Source organism: Helicobacter sp., from assembly GCF_029067145.1.
In the GTDB taxonomy this organism is placed as follows: Bacteria; Campylobacterota; Campylobacteria; order Campylobacterales; family Helicobacteraceae; genus Helicobacter_D.
This window is the reverse complement of the sequence record NZ_JAIEFA010000093.1, coordinates 13,136-28,939: the sequence shown is the minus strand read 5'-3', so window position 1 is coordinate 28,939 and position 15,804 is coordinate 13,136. Positions and strand designations below refer to the sequence as shown.

Below are 15,804 nucleotides of genomic sequence, written 5' to 3'. Positions count from 1 at the left end.
AGGGGAGGTTAAAGGGAATGGGGATTGAGAAGTTTATATAAGTTTATAGTTTAGAAAGCAAGAAAAGTGGTGAGATTCTGTGTGAAAGTTAAATTAAGTTGCAGCATAAAAGAGGTAGAATCAGATTTTAAGGTTGTGGGGAGGGTTAAAATTGGAGCTTAAGACGTTTGCCACCTTTTGAGTGTCGGGAATAATTTTGTGCAGTGTGCTTTGAATTGTTCATTGCTCATTCCCGCTTGTGCGCCATACATTGAGCACATTTGTATATACTCTTGCAGTGAGACTTTATGGATAAATTCGCCTTTTTCATAGCAATACTTGCAATAATCACGGCTCACGTTTCCGTCTTTTTCTAACCCCATTTGCTCCTTTGAAGTGAGGGGCATACCGCAACTTTGGCAGATTGTATTTTGCATTTAAGAATCCTTTGTCATATATTCTGCAAGGAAGTGAAAAAACTCTTTAGAGACTTCAAAATGCCCAAAACGTAGTTTGCTTGCGTATGCTTTCCACTCTTGGTGTGTCTTTGCCACACTTAAAGGGCATTCTCGCTTAATTTCGCTCCATAGCACATCGCGCCTAAAGGGAAAGAAGCCCTTAAACATCTCCACTTGATACACATTTTCATCAGCGATTTCACCGAGTGCTGTAAATGCTTGATAGGACTCTTTAGATTCCATAGTAAGCTTGGGACTATAATAGATGATTTTATCCCCTTGCTTCATTCTTTTAAGCGGTGCGGCTTTGCCGTGGCAGAGTTGGCAAAATCCCCCTGCTTGTCCTATTTGAATATGATTTTTTGACGCTATACCGATGAAGTAGCGCATTGGGTCTCCTTAGTTAATCATCTCAATTTCAAAAGCTTTTTCAAAAATTCTAAAAAATATTCCTTTGTATGTGTGCTTACTCTTTTAAAATATTTTTCAACCACTCTTTTGCCATCATCAGAATCGGCTATTTCTATCACTCTCCCTGTTTTATCATAAATCCATCTATCCCTATCAGGTCGGTTACACACTTGGCATTGGGGGATAATATTGCCAATTTCTAGCGGTAGGCTCGGATTCATATGTCCCTCTTGTAATTTTGTAATCTCATTTTTGCGGATATTGTGAGGTTTTCCCTCAATGCTACCACAAGTCGCACATTTGTAATCATATTCTTTTTTTAAGCTTTCAAAGTCTGCGGATTCTATCCCACTTCGTCTATCGGGTTTAAATGAGGGATAAGGTTTTTCTAGGGTAATGAGTTGATAATATCCCGCTCCTATTTTAGCTCCTATATCGCCTCTTGTGCCCGAAATAATATTATATCCGCCTTGTTTGCTTAAATGCCTTGCTTGTTGCACATCGCTCACATCGGGATAAAATTTTCTTACAAAATCTGTTAATTCTGTCTTTGAAATTGCTTTTGTATTTGGATAGTTTCGTGCCAAATATACAAGAACTAAAGCATCTTTGGTGTAATTTCCCTTTGAATCTTTTAATTTTATAGATTTTACCCCATAATCCTTAAGGCATTCTTCGTAATATTTAGTAATTATTTTGAAAGTTTCTAAAACTTCTTGCTCATTCATCTTAAAATCCTGCTTCATAAAACTTCTTGCTCTATTCGTTTTTTTGCTATTTCAAAATATTTTTTCTCAATCTCATAACCTATAAAAAAGCGATGATTATTTAAGGCAGCAACACCGTGAGAGCCACTTCCCATAAAGGGGTCCAGCACGATTTGCCCCTCTTGTGTAAAAAGCCTGATAAGATGAGAGATAAGACACACAGGTTTAGGCGTTAAATGCTCTATTTTTATATCACTTTCATTCTTTCTTGTGTGTTTGCTCACCTCCATTACATTGCTAGGAAATTTCCCATCTAAACTCTCTTTTGTATTGACAAGTCCTAATTTATGCTTTTGCCAATTTTGCACGAACGTCCCCTCTTTTGCTTTTTGCGCCATTACCATAGGTTCAATTTGAGGTTTTAATTGAGGCGTTTTATAGCCCTCTAATTCTTTGATTAAAGATTCTTTTTGCTCTTGTGTTAGGCTTTTATCCTTTTTGATAAAGTGTGTTTGAGAGAATGCTTTTGCTTGTCCCTCATATTTCCACGCTAACATATCTCTTATTTCAAATCCTGCCAAATCTAAACTCATCGCCATTCTATGATAAAGCCTTGCTTGAGAGAACACAATACAAAATGCCCCGGGCTTTAAGATTCTATAAAATTCTTTTGCTAGAGGAGACATAAACTCTTGCAGTCTCTCCCCTTGTGTTTTATCAAATTTCATACCCACAGGCAACCCTCCAATCACACCACTTTTTGAAGCTTTGGCTTTGAGGTTTGTATCATTCCATTCACTCCCCATACCATCAATAAAATAAGGCGGGTCAGTAATAATACAATCAATAGAATTATCTGGGAGTGTTTTAAGCCCCTTTGTGCAGTCTTGGTTATAAATCTTATAGTTTAATGTAGATTCCGCATTAGAATCCTTTCGCACACTCTCTATTATTGCGGTCATAAAATCCTCCTTAAATTTTCTTTTTTATTGTAATTCCAAACCCAATATTATACCAAACCAAGCTATAAACAAATTGAACCAAAAGCTTAATTTACTGCAAGTTTCAGCCTTTCACCCCTTGCACTTCTCACACTTCCTGCACAGGAATGCGTAGAATCGTTTTAAGCTTATGCGCTGGAGTTTTGTTTGGGTTACTCAAGTAGATTTCGTGATGTCTTCTTATGAAGCTATCTTTTGTTCCACCGATGTCGTTTTGCAAACCATTGTGTGCAATAAATTCCTCTATTTTTGCGAGACTTTGTGGCTCCTCATCATACGAGCCCGTATGTAGTATTTGCACGCAAAGCCCTTCTTCAAAGCGCAATAATCGTGCATTGGAGCAGTCTATACCCTTTTTGTTTTGCACCTCCTTTTGCGCCTATTCAAAGAGTTCTTGTGTGATAAAATCAGGCTGGGCAATCATCGCTTGCCATTTGAAATTTGCCTTATTGCTCAAATCCTCATTGCCCCACCAAAGGCAAAGCAACAAGCGAGGTATCAAAGGGCAATTCAAAGATTCACTTTATACGAAAACATCACTATAACAATATAAAGCAAGAATATAAGGGCAATAGGTCCGATTTTGGCAATGCTAAAGCAAACATCAATAAAGGACCAATCAAGAAATTTAAGCCCAAAGAGTGCAAAAATCTCCATAAGTGCTATAAACTAGGGGATTTAAAACAAGCTTCAAAAACTCTAAAAAGCTTATGGATTCACATTTTAAGGGTGAATTTCTTGCCTTGCCTTATCAAAAAGAGGCTTTAAAATATACAAAGATTCAAACTCTTAAGGTATAATAATGCTTCTTTTATCAATCAAACTTTTAAGGATTCTCTATGCCTCGCCCTACGAACAAAGCCGCTCTTTTAGAAACTGCAAAAGAGAATTTTGCTAAGCTTTTTACACTCATTGAAAAAATGCCTTTGCACTTGCAGGAAGCGGAACTACCCTATAATGAACGTGATAAAACTTTGCGTGATGTGCTTGTGCATTTGTATGAATGGCAGGAATTGTTGCTTGTATTTGTGCGGACAAATCTTAATAAAACAAGTGATTTTGTGCCTTTTCTCCCTCCACCTTATAATTTCAAAACTTATCCTAAAATGAATAAAGAGATTTATCTCAAACACCAAAGCACCCCACTACAAAAGGCAAAAGAGATATTGCAAGAAAGCTTTACAAATTGTATTGCGTTGATAGAATCTCTGCCCCCAAAGACGCTTTTTGTAAAAAAGCATTATGCTTGGTGCGGCAATACAAGTCTTGGGAGCTATTGTGTGAGTGCAACTTCAAGCCATTATGATTGGGCGATAAAGTGTGTGAAAAAGGCGATAAAGAATCAATAAGAAAAGTAATTTTGGATTTTAACAATATTCCTGTATTATGGCATTTTTTATTTTATTTTCAAGTGGAGGGGCACGATGAAACTTTCAGCTATTGGATTATTTGTTACCGACATAGCAAAAATGGTCGCTTTTTATAGGGACATTATAGGGCTAAAGACAGATTGGAATGGTGATGAACCCAATGTAGAATTTTATTCGGATACGATTCGTCTTATTATGTTTCCGCGCAAGGAATTTGAAAAAATGACATCACAGCAATATGGCTACCCAAAGGGAAATAACGGCACATTTGAGATAGCTTTCGAACTTGACTCTTTTAGTCAAGTAGATAAAGAATATGCAAGAGTCGTGGGAATGGGTGCAGAGAGTATCTTTGCGCCTACAACAATGCCGTGGAGACAAAGAACTTGCTATATTGCTGACCCTGAAGGCAACTTGATAGAAATTTATTCTTTTGGTGAATAATAATTAAAGAATCAGGCAATGCAAAAATTTGATTTTAAAAAGTCTTTAAGAACAGGATAAATACTCTGTGCCATTTATTTCTCTCTTTGCTTTTTCAGCTCCCCTTTTACCCTTTGTAAATCGCTGCAAGTGAGAAGTGGGATTAGAGTTTGAATCTCATCTATGCTCTTATCCCACCATTGAAACGCGAGTAAAAGCGAGATAAGCTCCTCATCAAAACGCTTTCTGATTTCTTTTGCAGGATTCCCCACCACAATGCTATAAGGCGCAATGTTGCTTCCCACAACAGCATTTGCGCCAATAATCGCACCATCACCAATACGCACACCGGGCAAAATCGTGGCATTTTGCCCAATCCACACATCATTGCCAATGATTGTATCACCCTTAAGAGGCAGATTTTCGGGTGTTGGAGGTGGCGCATTCCAACCCTCAAAAATATTAAAAGGAAAGGTGCTTACCGCATTCATTTGATGATTTGCTCCATTCATCACAAATTCCACACCCGCAGCGATTTGACAGAATTTGCCGATAATGAGTTTATCTCCATTAAATGCGTAATGGTGGCTGATATGCCTCTCAAAATCGCTATCACTAATATATGTAAAGTCGCCCACGATGACATTTGGATTCTTTATGATGGGCTTGACATAGCAAACATAATCAATGCCCTTGATTGGAAAGGGATTATCGGGGTTGGGCGAGATTCTATTTTTTCTATCTTTCTTTGTGCTATGCAAGTGCGTAACTTTCATCTAAAAAATTGCAGAGATTTTCAAAAAACTCCCTATCATCGTCTAGGATAATGCTTGCCCAATGTTTTTTATTCATATGGTATGCCTTAAAAATCCTTTTGTTATCTACAAATGCAAGAACATCTTGCGGGTCCATCTTGAGATTCAGAATCTCTACCAAACCCGATTCTTTCAAGCCAAGTTTTGTTCTATCCACCACGCAAAAAGCCGCATACCATTTTCTTGTTTTTCTTTTGCGCAAAATAGCATTTTTTGGAAACTTTTTCCACAAAAATTCTAGCCTATCACCATATTTTTCCTGTGCATACGCGCAAAGTAACAAAGCATTTTTGCTAGCAAATACAGATTCCATATTCATTCCTTTACTTCGCTACTTAACGCGTTTAACTCCCATTCTCCACAATTCCTAACGAATCACTAAAGGCTTTCAATTCCTTTTTGCGTGAAAGCGGCAGTTTATTGTATTCCCTATTTGTAATTGCACCCTCTAAAGTATAGAGAAACACGACGCACATATTAGGATAAACTTCTTTTAAACGCACAAAAGCCTCCTCTGCACCGAGCTCGCGGAGCATTGTAGGAGAATCTATCCCAACAGAACGGAGCTTTTTTGCCATTTCCCTACCGATATTTTGCATAGAAACAAGTGATTCCAAACACAACTCCTACTTCCCACCAAAAACAGGGAAGCTTGAATGCTCGCCATAATCCCGAAACTTCATCTTTTTGAGAGAATCCAAATCCGACTTAGAGAGTGCGAATCCTAGTTCAGCATTTTGGGCAATGTATGCAGGTGTTTTGCTCTTTGGCAAGGAAACAAGCCCCAATTCTAAGGTATAGCGAATGCAAAGTTGTGCGGGAGAAACATTGTATTTTTGCGCCATAGCAACAATACGACTATCCCGAAGCAGTTCTCCGTGCGCAATAGGCGAATATGCCTCAACTAAAATGCCCTGCTTCTTGCAAAAATCTATCAATTCAAAGGGCGTGTTGCCAATATGCACAAGAATCTGATTCGTTGATGGTTTGACCTTGCCGTTTTTAAAAAGATTCTGCAAATCTTTCTGTTCAAAGTTACTCACCCCGATACTTCGCACTTTGCCCGCTTTTTGTGCTTCCTCAAGTGCTTCCCAAACTTCTACATTTTCTTGGAAATAATCCCCTTTGCGGAAGCTCGCCCAAGGCTGCGGGCTATGAATCAACATCAAATCCACAAAATCTAGCCCCATTGTTTTAAGTGTTGCGTCTATTGAATCCGCTGCACTCTTTTTGTCCTTATACTCTGCGCGAACTTTACTTGTAATAAATAATTCCTCACGTTTTAGCCCACTCTTTCGTACTGCTGCGCCCACGCCTCGTTCGTTGCCATAGGCTTGTGCCGTGTCAATATGGCGGTAGCCGACTTTCAACGCTTCTTGAATGACATTTTCTACAATGCTATCCTCAATCCGCCACACTCCAAGTCCAAGTTTTGGGATTTTTACTCCATCATTAAGCGTAAAAACCTCCTCAAGGATTCTGCTATTTTTCTCTACACCTTGCAAAAGATTTGGCATCATCGCCGCGCCCAAACAAGCTGCACCAAATCTCATAAATTCTCTACGATTCGTCATTATTTCTCCTTATTTCATACCTAATTATAGCTAATTTTTTGGCATTCTCTGCCCGCAATCTAATGTAGATTCTGCTTAAAAATAACGCAAGCCTAGAGATTTACCCTGCAAAAAGCAATCTAGCTTTCTTTTATCAATGGCAAATCCTGCAACAATCCCCTAAGCTTTATCTGTGCTTTGGGAAAATGTTCGGCAATGCTAAGTCCTACCACATCGTATTCCCTCGCCACACTTTGGATAATCTGCGATACTTGTGCAATACTTAGCTTTCCTGTATTGCCCACAGCAATATAGAGTTCCTTTGCGTCTAGCACATCTAAATCTAAATGAATCATCACCTTTTTGCAGCCAAGAGACTTAAGCCATTCTAGGATTTTTGGACAATCCACTTCGTCTGCCAAAAGACTTTTTAACCCAAATTCTTTCTGTCGGCTCGCATAATGCTCCGCCTCATTAGAATGCAACCCAACAAGCAACGCACGACTTCCCTTGAGGCTTGCAGGCAATGCAAAACTCTCGCGCAAGCCTCCCCGCCCAATGATTGCACTCATTGCCATTGCGTGATAACCTTTGTAAAAGTCATCATAAGGCAAGCCAATGTCTGGGTGTGCGTCTATCCATAGCAATGCGACATCGTCCGCATAGAGATTTGCAAGATAACAAAAACTCGGCACGCTCACCGCGCATTCCCCTCCAAGCGTAAGCACGCGGGAGGGTTTGCGTGCGTTTAGGATTGAGAGTGCAGCTTCACTTTGACGCAAAAGCGCGGATTTATCTATAATGCCGTCCTCTACAATGCGTTGTTTGGCACTATTTAAACTAAACTCTTGCGCAACATTCACAACAGCACTATTCGCACTTGTATGGATAGAATCCACAAGTAAGTTTAAAATCTGCGCGCCGAGGATATAACCCTGTGCCGCTTCCTTTGGGCTTAAATCGGGAAACCAAGCGGCAATATCACCACCCTGCCATTGAGGATAGATGAGGCGAAGTGTGGAATCGTGGAGATTTGACATTGTTACTCCTTTTAATAATGCAATATTAGGACATATCAAAGCCCTAAGTAATTTTTGGTAGAATCCCGATTTAACTTAGGTTTATTTTGTTATAAAAATAACTTAAGCTATCAAGCAAGAGATAATCGTTTATTCGGGATTCTTAACTAAGGTTTATTTATAGGGCGAAAGCTCATCAATCGCATTGAAGGCATTGAGACTTCGTGGATAACCAATGTATGGCACAAGCGCGGTTACGACAGAAACGAGCAATGCCCTATCATTGCCGATTCGTAAATTACCTACAATATGTCCTTTAAGCTGTGGCTCTGCACCGCCCATTGAGAGAATATAAACAAAGGTAAGCAATTCTCTAAACTTCAAATCCAACCCACCTCTTGTATAATAATCTCCAAAACAATTTGCCGATAAAAACTCGCGGATATGCTTTACATCTGCGGGCGCTGCCGCATTACCCTTATCTATCGCCTCGCCAAAAAGCTCACGTTGTGTGGCAAGCCCCTTTTCCTTACGATTCTCTCTATTTGTCGCGCTTTGGGGCTGCAAAGGCAGGGAAATTTTGTTTGCTGCAAAAATCTCATTTGTAGCATTAACAAAATCAATCGCCTTGCCCATACCAACATAAGGAGTTGCTTGATAAACAATCTCCTTAAGCGCCACAGGCGAGACTTGATTCTTTAGTGCAGCTTGCGCTATTGTCTTAAATTCGCTAAGCGCAGGAATCGCCACAAGAGAGGCGCAAATAATCATCAGCCGCTCCTGCAAATTTAAATTGGAATGTTGCGGTACTTCGTCAAATGCAAAATTAACATAATTGCTAAAAAACTCGGGGTCAGTTTTTGCAAGCGAAACATTGGTGCTGCCAAAAAGTTGCTTTAAAGTTTGCTCTGCTTTTGCGGTAAGATTCATCGTTTGCTCCTTTGCAAAAGTTGTGTTGTTTTTTGCATAACTAAGGCTCATTCCAAACCCCACAAGCGCGAGTGAGGTTTTGAGAAATTTGCGTCGTTTGCTGTTTTTTAGCCTCATTTTTATTTTGCTCCTTTTGCCTTTATTACTTCCTAGAACTTATCCTTATGAATCTCAATCAAAAATTTAGCGGTTTGTGGGTCTTGATGGTTTAAAAACAAGCTTTGTTTATTATCAAGCCCCGCAATGGTTTGCATATCTTGCTCACTTAAGGCAAAGTCAAACACACTGATATTTTCAATCATTCGCTCTTTTCTTGTCGTTTTTGGGATACAAATAATGCCCCGCTGAATCTGCCAACGCAAAATGACTTGCGCAATGCTTTTGTTGTATTTTTTGCCAATTTCGCTTAATGTGGGATTGCTAAACATATTGTTTTTACCCTCGCCAAAAGGCGCCCACGATTCCATAGCGACATTATATTCTTGCAAGACTTTTTGCGCTTCAAACTGCGCGTGGAACGGGTTGCATTCTATTTGATTGAGCGCGGGCTTGACTTCGTTATTCAAACAAAAATCGGCGATTCTATCAGGGTAAAAGTTGCTTACACCAATGGCTTTGAATCTTCCCTCTTTATAGAATCTGCTTAACGCTCTCCACGCGCCATAAGTATCGCTAAAGGGCTGATGAAGCAGCATTAAATCTATATAATCTAAGCCTAGTTTAGCTAAAGATTCCTCACACGCTTTGAGTGCCTTTTCTTCGGGGTAGTTGTTAATCCAAAGCTTTGTTGTGATGAAAAGCTCCTCGCGCTTCACTCCGCCTTGTAGGGCTGTCTTTATCGCCGCACCCACACCCTCTTCGTTGAAATACGCTTGTGCGGTATCAATGCTCCTATATCCCACGCTGATTGCGTCCTCTACGCACCTTTGTGTTTCTTTTGGTTCTACTTGAAAAACTCCATAGCCTAAGATAGGCATTTTTACGCCATTATTTAAAGTTACAAATTCCATTGTGTCTCCTTGAATGTTCTGTGAAATTTGGGATTCTCCCGCTTTTTGTGTGCCTTGAATATTGCGTGCGGAATCTGTTTTATCCACTTTAGAATCACACGCGCTTAAGGCAAATCCGCTCAAACTTGCTAAACTTGCCATTGCACCAAACTTTGCAGAGGTTTTTAGAAACTCCCTGCGCTTTAGTGATTCTTTATGCTCTTGCATTATTCCTCCTTATTTTAAGAAATAAAATGACATTATAAAGCATTACACTTGGTGTCTGTCAAGGGGATTTTGGAAAAATAAAGAAAGATACTCTAGCCCAATACTCGCCTTAAATGCGCCTCATAGTCTTGGATATATCGCTCCACTTGCGGATTTTTGACAACATCGTTACAGATAAAGGTAGGCAAAACTTGCATTCCCAAAAACTCGTGCGCTTTACGCAAATGCAAATACACGATTTCCACTCCCAAGCCCTCAAAAAAGGCGTCTTTATCTGTAAAAGCCCCAAGCGGTGCGTTCCAAGTAACGCTAAACATTACTCTTTTGCCTTGAGACAAGCCCCCGCTGCCATATTTTAGGCTTTCATCTTTGCGGCTACGTCCATCGTTTTGAAAGAGAATCCCAGCACCCTCCATATAAACCTCATCAATGTATTTTTTGACAATCCAAGGCTCGCCCATCCACCACGCGGGCATTTGATAAATCAGCACATCAGAATCCGCGATTTTTCGCACCTCCTCTTGCGCGTTGTAACCTTTGTCAATGATTGTTTCAGTTACCTTAAACCCTAGAGATTCCAAAGTCTGCTTTGCCACGTCTTGCAAAGTGGCGTTTAATCTCCCGTTATCCATTCCAAATTTTTTTGAACCATTGAGTAATAATGCCTGCATTCTCTCTCCTTAAAAATTTATTTTGTAATTATAAAGCCTGATACTTGGTATTTGTCAAGAATAGAAATGCAGGGTGTGTGCAACCACGACAATCCTTATTGTTCAAAGCACGATGATTGCAGTTTTGCTCGCATATATGAACATTCTCACTCATCTTCATTCCCTTGCAGTTGCTCCCCGCTTTTCTCAAGTGTATTTTATCCTATATGGTACTTTGCTTTGTCTCCCTTACGAGTGTTACCTTTGTGGGATTGCTGCTTTGGATTGCCTCTTTTAGAATCTTAAAGACACAAAAGCGGTGGGGGGATTGGCGGGTTAAAGCAAACTTATTTTTTCCTCCACCTTTGCTTTAGCCTCCTCTAATAACTCTTTGCTTTTTGCCCTTAAAGCAAAGCTTTGTGTGATTTTAGATTCTATTTTTTCTTGAATAGAAAGCTCTAGTAAGGGGATTAAGAGGTTTTCAATCTCACTTATTTTCCAATGTGCGATAATGGAGCCTCCGCTATCCCTTTGCGCCTGAAGTTTGGTAGGCAGCGCATTTAAAACTAAGCTTAGATATTGAGGTAGAACAAGGGCTTGATTTTTAATTGTCAGATGCAAAATCGCCCCGCTTGTAACGCACTCTAAATCGTTCTCTAGGCAATAGCTAATCCCTATGCTGCCATCTTTACTAAGTAAAATTGTGTTTGCTTTCGGATAGAATGATTCTAATTCGCCTTTTTTGAAATCCTTAGAATCTAAAAATACTTCAGTTTAGCTTATCCCAAAGGTGCTAAGATTGCTTACTCTTATAAAGGGGATTCCACTTTCTCTATACGCCCGCTACCGGGCTCTATGGATTTTTTAATCTCTACTATGTCCTTTAATCTCGCATAAGGCTTAGATTTTATCATTGCTTCGTTTCTTTCATACTTGACTTGATAATATTCAGAATCTAATCTGCCTGTTTTTAGAAAGGATTCTTTTAGGGTAGCAATGCGAAAGTTTATGTTATTGCTATGAGATTGCAAAATGCTTTGCATTGGATTAGCTGGGTCAAGCCCCAATTCGACATATAGCAAAGTTTCCGCTTCTTTATATAAGACTTTGCTTTGCTCTAGAGTATGGTAGGCTTTATTGAGCATAGAATCTATCTCGTAATTTAGCCCAAATACACAATCTGGTATGGGTAGCTCATTGAATACAAATTCATAAAATCTTGGGTGCTCTGTTCCATATTGACTACAATTTAATATTGTTTGCACGATTTCACTCAAAGCAAAAACCATTAAAGTATTTGAGGATAAAAGATTTGTTTTAGGGCGATAAACAAGGTATTCTGTGGATACTAATTGTTTATAATTTTTTGTTTGAATGACTGCCATTTCTTGCAGATAAGAACGAAGCCTTGAAATAATAAAATCATTTTCTTTTACTTCTTTCTTGTTGCTTCCTAAAGCATCTTGTGTTAAATCCACATCTTGTAAAAAATTTCCTAAAGAATGCGTTAAACCATAAATATAACTAGGTTCTGTAATTGATGAAATTGTAGTGCTTATTAAATCAAAATAATCACTGACTTTGTTATTTGATTTGAGAGTTTGCAATGCTTTTCGCCGTGTATTGCTGTTAAAATTAGAGCCTAAAATTAAACTTTCATTATCCCTTTGCACTTCACTAAGCTTTAGCACACTTAACTCAAGATGTGGGAATTTCTTTTGTAGATATTGATTCATTTTTATTACCTTATTTGCCATTTATCAAAAATTGTGTATAATCAGTCTGCTTAACTACCGTTGGTAGAAAGAGATGGCAAAGCTTTATAGCTTTTGGAGCTGCCAAAACGCTCCTGCAAACATTACCTATCAAAACCATTCACAGCCTTTAAGTTTAGGATCTTTTTTATTTATGTATTCTTCATAGCGGCTTTGGTAAATTTTTTTATTATAGCCTTTATCAATGTAAAAACTTGTTACTAAAAATGAGTCTGTTTTCCCTAGTTTTTGTAAAATAACTACAAAATCGTAATTATACAACCATAGATAAAAGCGGATCTCTCTTTTTTCTTTATGATAAAAAGCTTTAACTTCTTGATGAGTATAATTAATGATGATTTGTTTAATCCAACATATCCTACAGGCTCTTTGTATATCAAATTCTCTTTTTTTATTATTCTTATTTTCTCTTGTTGTAATGTGCCAAAAGATCTTTTCTTTGCCTTTTAGTTTCCTATGAGATTGTGGATTAATATAAATATAATCTGCTAAATAAAGGGGTGTTAAAATAAAATCCTTTTTAAAATGCTCATAGGCTAAATTGATTTTGTCATTTTCGCATAAACAAGAGCTAAAATCTAACAAAGGATACATTGATTATCTACCTTTTCCAAGCTCTATTCTAAATATATTAAATTTGCTTTCCCAAGGTGGAGTGCCTAACTCAAGCTTTGCATTGGATAGAGATTCTATTTTTTGCACTATATGGTTTTTTATCTCGCTTTTATGCTCTATATCATCTCTTGCTTTATAGGCAATAGCTCCTATAAAAATATCTACAACTTGAATCAAATTTGCTTCGTGAGATTGAGTAGTAAAACATTGAAAGTTAATGGCATCTTTAAATTTATTGTGTAACACATTGAGTAATTCTTTTATTCTATCGCCACAACGCGTATCTTTATAATCTAGATATATTTTAACCTTGGTATTAATGTTTTGATTAATTTCATTTTCTAAAAGATTTTTAAAAATATAATAATACATTTTGTAATAGAAGATATCAGCATTTCCTTGATTATAAATATCGTGTTTTAGATTTCTTTTATCAGGCATTAAAAGAGCTTGAAATTTGAGAGCTTCTTCATTAAAGAAAAACTCTATGATTTCATCATAAAATTTTTGTTGCAAAGCAATAAGTTTTGTCCATTTTAATTCTTTTTTATGATTATGTTTATGTTTTAAATATTTAATGTGCTTATTAATGCGTTCTATATCTTTTGAAAGCACATTTATACCACCTAAAACCATAATGTTTGACCTTAGTGTAGGATTATCTTTATATTCTAAATGATTGCTTTCATCACAAAATATCTTATATTCCACCATTTCTGCTTACTCCTCCCTCCAAAAGCTTAAACCCTCACTTTTGGCAAATTCTATAAAAGCTTCAGCGATTCCATCTGATTGCAAGTCTTTGTATTTTTCGCAATTTGCTTTATATTCTTGCATTCTTTGCTCAAATGCTTCCTCACTCTCGCCCTTTTGTAAAATCGGTTCATCGCCCTCTAAATGCGGATGAAACAAATCGTGCTTGACGATTAAATGTTCGTGTGAGTCTAGCTTTTCATAGTAGATTTTCTCGCCTGAATTATCCTTACTAGGCAGACTTTGTGTCGCAAAGAAAATATTATAATCCTCTTTTTTAGGGCAAAGCTCCCCACCTTTTCCATCATCTCCACCCCATTTTTGCAGGAATAAAACGCTTGTTTTTGTGCCTGTATGGGGCTTAAAGACATTTTGATGTAGCCCAACTACTGCCAAGATTCTAGCCCTTTGTGCTATAAATTCTCTTATGTATTTATCGCTTGAATTGTTGAATCTCCCTTGTGGAAGCACGATAGCCATTCTCCCACCCGGTTTTAACATATCCAAATTGCGTTCAATAAACAAAATATCGCGTCCCACCTTGCTTTGTGTCTTGCCGCTCGCATTTTTGCCTAGTTCATAACGCGCTAGAATCTTGCTTTCTTTAATATCTCCCGCAAAGGGCGGATTTGCCATAAGAATATCAAAGTTAAAATCTCTATTTTCATTTTTGTTTGCCCTTAGTTTCTTTAGCCTTTTAAAGCCCTCATTATACACATCGTTCCAATCCTCGTTTTTCGTCCATTCCTCCCATTGCATATAGTCAATAGAATTAAGATATAACACATTTGTATGCCCATCACCTGCGATGAGATTGAGCATTTTTGAAACTCGCACACTTTTTTCATCAAAATCCACGCCAAAGATTTTTTCTCTCACATAATCCTCGCATTCTGGAATTTTTTTCTCTGCTGTAAAAAGATGACTTGCTTCAATACCTTTTTGTTTATAAATGCTTCTCCATACATAAAAGCAAGTATGAATCGGGAATCCACAGCTTCCACTTGCGGTATCTATCATACTCTCTTCTTTTTTGGGATTTAACATTTTTACACACATATCAATCACATAACGCGGTGTGAAATACTGCCCTTTCTCGCCTTTAGCAGATTTATTGACAAGATATTCAAACGCATCATCAATGACTTCTAAATTAGAATTAAAAAGCTTGACTTCTTCTAGTGAGCCTATACAAACACTTAGATGCGAGGGACTTAGGCGGATTTTCTCATCATCACTAAACACGCCCTCCCACTTTTTCTTTGCCTTAGCAAAAAGTTTTTCTATTTTTTCTTTTAGTTCTGTATCAGATTCACCATAATTTTTAAATTCTAAATTTCTTTGTGTATCTCTTGCACCCTCTAACTCATCATAAAGCTTAATAAAGATGAGCTTAAATACCTCTTCAAACACATCTACTCCTGCATTTGCTAAAACCTCATCTTCCATATCCACAATAATTTTTTTCAAACTTTTCTTTTGTGTCTTTAACTTATCTTTTTCAATCAAATCTGCAAAGGTAAAATTGCTTTGCAAAATATCTTTAAGGCTTTTATCGCTTGTGGGGATATTAGGAATTTCTTGGAAATAATTTGGGTCTTTGCGATGATAATAACTAATTTGGCTTCCATTGCTCCATACTGCCATAGTCGCACCTGTGGCATTGCAATAACTTTTAAGTTGCTCTTTGCCATCTCTTAATTTTGGCTTTTTAAGCTCAACAATAATATACGCACTTGTGATTTGAAGTTTATCCATTATCGCAATATCCGCTCTTTTAACCTCACGTCCAAAATGCACAGCGTATTCCACTTGAATTCTGCTTATTGGATATTTGTATTCATTGATAAGTTTATCAAGGTAGAGTTGGCGCACGACTTCTTCTGGGGTGAGTTTGATTTCTTTATTGCGAATAAGGCAAGAAACATAGTAGGTTAAAGCACCTGCTTTTGTTTCTTTTGTGGTAATCCTTGATTCTAATCGCTCAATGCAATCTTGGCTAAATAGCTCTAAAGCATAATCCGAATCCAACAAAATATCTTGAAGTTTCATCGCCTTTTTATCCTTTTCTTTAGGATTTGTTGTTCTCTTAAATTTATTGCAAAATTCTGCGATTCTATCAAAAACC

At 37.7% G+C, this 15,804-nt stretch carries 21 protein-coding genes and 1 pseudogene; 2 read left to right on the top strand and 20 right to left on the bottom strand.

The genetic code is table 11. The annotated features are described in order from the left end of the window. Positions 1-158 precede the first annotated feature (158 nt). From K2N75_RS08950 to K2N75_RS08925, 6 genes are all read right to left on the bottom strand, one after another. Positions 159-416 carry a zinc ribbon domain-containing protein gene (locus tag K2N75_RS08950; protein ID WP_297680150.1) on the bottom strand — a complete coding sequence of 86 codons (258 nt, stop codon included), beginning with the start codon at positions 414-416 and terminating at the stop codon, positions 159-161. After that, on the bottom strand, positions 417-827 hold the full coding sequence (locus K2N75_RS08945) for an EVE domain-containing protein (RefSeq protein WP_297680151.1): 411 nt from the start codon (positions 825-827) through the stop codon (positions 417-419). A 17-nt stretch (positions 828-844) separates the two neighbouring features. Further along, positions 845-1,594 carry a hypothetical protein gene (locus tag K2N75_RS08940; protein WP_297680152.1) on the bottom strand — a complete coding sequence of 250 codons (750 nt, stop codon included), beginning with the start codon at positions 1,592-1,594 and terminating at the stop codon, positions 845-847. Then, positions 1,591-2,517 (bottom strand): site-specific DNA-methyltransferase, encoded by a 927-nt coding sequence (locus K2N75_RS08935; RefSeq protein WP_297680153.1) that lies wholly within the window; start codon positions 2,515-2,517, stop codon positions 1,591-1,593. Before K2N75_RS08935 ends, K2N75_RS08940 begins: the two co-directional genes overlap by 4 nt. Positions 2,518-2,644: 127 nt before the next feature. Then, a complete protein-coding gene (locus K2N75_RS08930) occupies positions 2,645-2,923 on the bottom strand; it encodes a GyrI-like domain-containing protein (protein ID WP_297680154.1) in 279 nt (92 codons plus the stop codon). Between the two features lie 12 nt (positions 2,924-2,935). Beyond that, positions 2,936-3,070 carry a hypothetical protein gene (locus K2N75_RS08925; RefSeq protein ID WP_297680155.1) on the bottom strand — a complete coding sequence of 45 codons (135 nt, stop codon included), beginning with the start codon at positions 3,068-3,070 and terminating at the stop codon, positions 2,936-2,938. A 325-nt stretch (positions 3,071-3,395) separates the two neighbouring features. On the opposite strand from K2N75_RS08925, the gene K2N75_RS08920 reads away from it, so the two are divergent. Next, positions 3,396-3,905, top strand: coding sequence for a ClbS/DfsB family four-helix bundle protein (locus K2N75_RS08920; protein WP_297680156.1), 510 nt, complete (start codon positions 3,396-3,398; stop codon positions 3,903-3,905). Between the two features lie 75 nt (positions 3,906-3,980). Further along, a complete protein-coding gene (locus K2N75_RS08915) occupies positions 3,981-4,370 on the top strand; it encodes a VOC family protein (protein ID WP_297680157.1) in 390 nt (129 codons plus the stop codon). Between the two features lie 74 nt (positions 4,371-4,444). On the opposite strand, the gene K2N75_RS08910 is transcribed toward K2N75_RS08915, so the two are convergent. The 14 genes and pseudogenes from K2N75_RS08910 to K2N75_RS08845 all read right to left on the bottom strand — a co-directional run bounded on the left by K2N75_RS08910 (position 4,445) and on the right by K2N75_RS08845 (position 15,728). After that, the gene (locus K2N75_RS08910) at positions 4,445-5,125 is read right to left on the bottom strand and encodes a CatB-related O-acetyltransferase (RefSeq protein ID WP_297680158.1); all 681 of its coding nucleotides are present in this window, start codon (positions 5,123-5,125) and stop codon (positions 4,445-4,447) included. Beyond that, entirely contained in the window at positions 5,103-5,477 is a 375-nt protein-coding gene (locus tag K2N75_RS08905; protein ID WP_297680159.1) for an MmcQ/YjbR family DNA-binding protein, read from the bottom strand. The genes K2N75_RS08910 and K2N75_RS08905 overlap by 23 nt, the downstream gene beginning before the upstream one ends. Positions 5,478-5,508: 31 nt before the next feature. Continuing rightward, entirely contained in the window at positions 5,509-5,781 is a 273-nt protein-coding gene (locus K2N75_RS08900; RefSeq protein ID WP_297680160.1) for a TfoX/Sxy family protein, read from the bottom strand. Positions 5,782-5,790: 9 nt separating this feature from the next. Further along, entirely contained in the window at positions 5,791-6,738 is a 948-nt protein-coding gene (locus tag K2N75_RS08895) for an aldo/keto reductase (protein WP_297680161.1), read from the bottom strand. A 119-nt stretch (positions 6,739-6,857) separates the two neighbouring features. Continuing rightward, positions 6,858-7,757, bottom strand: coding sequence for an arginase family protein (locus K2N75_RS08890; RefSeq protein ID WP_297680162.1), 900 nt, complete (start codon positions 7,755-7,757; stop codon positions 6,858-6,860). A 153-nt stretch (positions 7,758-7,910) separates the two neighbouring features. After that, on the bottom strand, positions 7,911-8,783 hold the full coding sequence (locus tag K2N75_RS08885; RefSeq protein ID WP_297680163.1) for a carboxymuconolactone decarboxylase family protein: 873 nt from the start codon (positions 8,781-8,783) through the stop codon (positions 7,911-7,913). Positions 8,784-8,815: 32 nt separating this feature from the next. After that, positions 8,816-9,883, bottom strand: coding sequence for an aldo/keto reductase (locus tag K2N75_RS08880; RefSeq protein ID WP_297680164.1), 1,068 nt, complete (start codon positions 9,881-9,883; stop codon positions 8,816-8,818). Positions 9,884-9,975: 92 nt separating this feature from the next. Beyond that, positions 9,976-10,554, bottom strand: a complete 579-nt coding sequence (locus K2N75_RS08875; RefSeq protein ID WP_297680165.1) for an NAD(P)H-dependent oxidoreductase — start codon at positions 10,552-10,554, stop codon at positions 9,976-9,978. Between the two features lie 28 nt (positions 10,555-10,582). Continuing rightward, positions 10,583-10,708 (bottom strand): hypothetical protein, encoded by a 126-nt coding sequence (locus tag K2N75_RS08870; RefSeq protein WP_297680166.1) that lies wholly within the window; start codon positions 10,706-10,708, stop codon positions 10,583-10,585. A 161-nt stretch (positions 10,709-10,869) separates the two neighbouring features. Further along, positions 10,870-11,259: pseudogene (locus K2N75_RS08865) on the bottom strand (restriction endonuclease subunit S); the annotation flags it as partial. A gap of 83 nt (positions 11,260-11,342) precedes the next feature. Then, positions 11,343-12,269, bottom strand: a complete 927-nt coding sequence (locus K2N75_RS08860; RefSeq protein ID WP_297680167.1) for a hypothetical protein — start codon at positions 12,267-12,269, stop codon at positions 11,343-11,345. A 129-nt stretch (positions 12,270-12,398) separates the two neighbouring features. Continuing rightward, entirely contained in the window at positions 12,399-12,902 is a 504-nt protein-coding gene (locus K2N75_RS08855) for a hypothetical protein (RefSeq protein ID WP_297680168.1), read from the bottom strand. 3 nt (positions 12,903-12,905) lie between these two features. Then, complete coding sequence (locus K2N75_RS08850; RefSeq protein ID WP_297680169.1) at positions 12,906-13,637, bottom strand: DUF3800 domain-containing protein; 732 nt, start codon at positions 13,635-13,637, stop codon at positions 12,906-12,908. Between the two features lie 6 nt (positions 13,638-13,643). After that, on the bottom strand, positions 13,644-15,728 hold the full coding sequence (locus K2N75_RS08845; protein WP_297680170.1) for an N-6 DNA methylase: 2,085 nt from the start codon (positions 15,726-15,728) through the stop codon (positions 13,644-13,646). Between the last annotated feature and the right edge of the window lie 76 nt (positions 15,729-15,804).

What these genes read in the sequence shown, in the direction of transcription:
- K2N75_RS08950 (WP_297680150.1), bottom strand. Translation starts at nt 416, where the DNA reads ATGCAAAATACAATCTGCCAAAGTTGCGGTATGCCCCTCACTTCAAAG.
- K2N75_RS08945 (WP_297680151.1), bottom strand. Translation starts at nt 827, where the DNA reads ATGCGCTACTTCATCGGTATAGCGTCAAAAAATCATATTCAAATAGGA.
- K2N75_RS08940 (WP_297680152.1), bottom strand. Translation starts at nt 1,594, where the DNA reads ATGAAGCAGGATTTTAAGATGAATGAGCAAGAAGTTTTAGAAACTTTC.
- K2N75_RS08935 (WP_297680153.1), bottom strand. Translation starts at nt 2,517, where the DNA reads ATGACCGCAATAATAGAGAGTGTGCGAAAGGATTCTAATGCGGAATCT.
- K2N75_RS08920 (WP_297680156.1), top strand. Translation starts at nt 3,396, where the DNA reads ATGCCTCGCCCTACGAACAAAGCCGCTCTTTTAGAAACTGCAAAAGAG.
- K2N75_RS08915 (WP_297680157.1), top strand. Translation starts at nt 3,981, where the DNA reads ATGAAACTTTCAGCTATTGGATTATTTGTTACCGACATAGCAAAAATG.
- K2N75_RS08910 (WP_297680158.1), bottom strand. Translation starts at nt 5,125, where the DNA reads ATGAAAGTTACGCACTTGCATAGCACAAAGAAAGATAGAAAAAATAGA.
- K2N75_RS08905 (WP_297680159.1), bottom strand. Translation starts at nt 5,477, where the DNA reads ATGGAATCTGTATTTGCTAGCAAAAATGCTTTGTTACTTTGCGCGTAT.
- K2N75_RS08895 (WP_297680161.1), bottom strand. Translation starts at nt 6,738, where the DNA reads ATGACGAATCGTAGAGAATTTATGAGATTTGGTGCAGCTTGTTTGGGC.
- K2N75_RS08890 (WP_297680162.1), bottom strand. Translation starts at nt 7,757, where the DNA reads ATGTCAAATCTCCACGATTCCACACTTCGCCTCATCTATCCTCAATGG.
- K2N75_RS08885 (WP_297680163.1), bottom strand. Translation starts at nt 8,783, where the DNA reads ATGAGGCTAAAAAACAGCAAACGACGCAAATTTCTCAAAACCTCACTC.
- K2N75_RS08880 (WP_297680164.1), bottom strand. Translation starts at nt 9,883, where the DNA reads ATGCAAGAGCATAAAGAATCACTAAAGCGCAGGGAGTTTCTAAAAACC.
- K2N75_RS08875 (WP_297680165.1), bottom strand. Translation starts at nt 10,554, where the DNA reads ATGCAGGCATTATTACTCAATGGTTCAAAAAAATTTGGAATGGATAAC.
- K2N75_RS08870 (WP_297680166.1), bottom strand. Translation starts at nt 10,708, where the DNA reads ATGAGTGAGAATGTTCATATATGCGAGCAAAACTGCAATCATCGTGCT.
- K2N75_RS08860 (WP_297680167.1), bottom strand. Translation starts at nt 12,269, where the DNA reads ATGAATCAATATCTACAAAAGAAATTCCCACATCTTGAGTTAAGTGTG.
- K2N75_RS08855 (WP_297680168.1), bottom strand. Translation starts at nt 12,902, where the DNA reads ATGTATCCTTTGTTAGATTTTAGCTCTTGTTTATGCGAAAATGACAAA.
- K2N75_RS08850 (WP_297680169.1), bottom strand. Translation starts at nt 13,637, where the DNA reads ATGGTGGAATATAAGATATTTTGTGATGAAAGCAATCATTTAGAATAT.
- K2N75_RS08845 (WP_297680170.1), bottom strand. Translation starts at nt 15,728, where the DNA reads ATGAAACTTCAAGATATTTTGTTGGATTCGGATTATGCTTTAGAGCTA.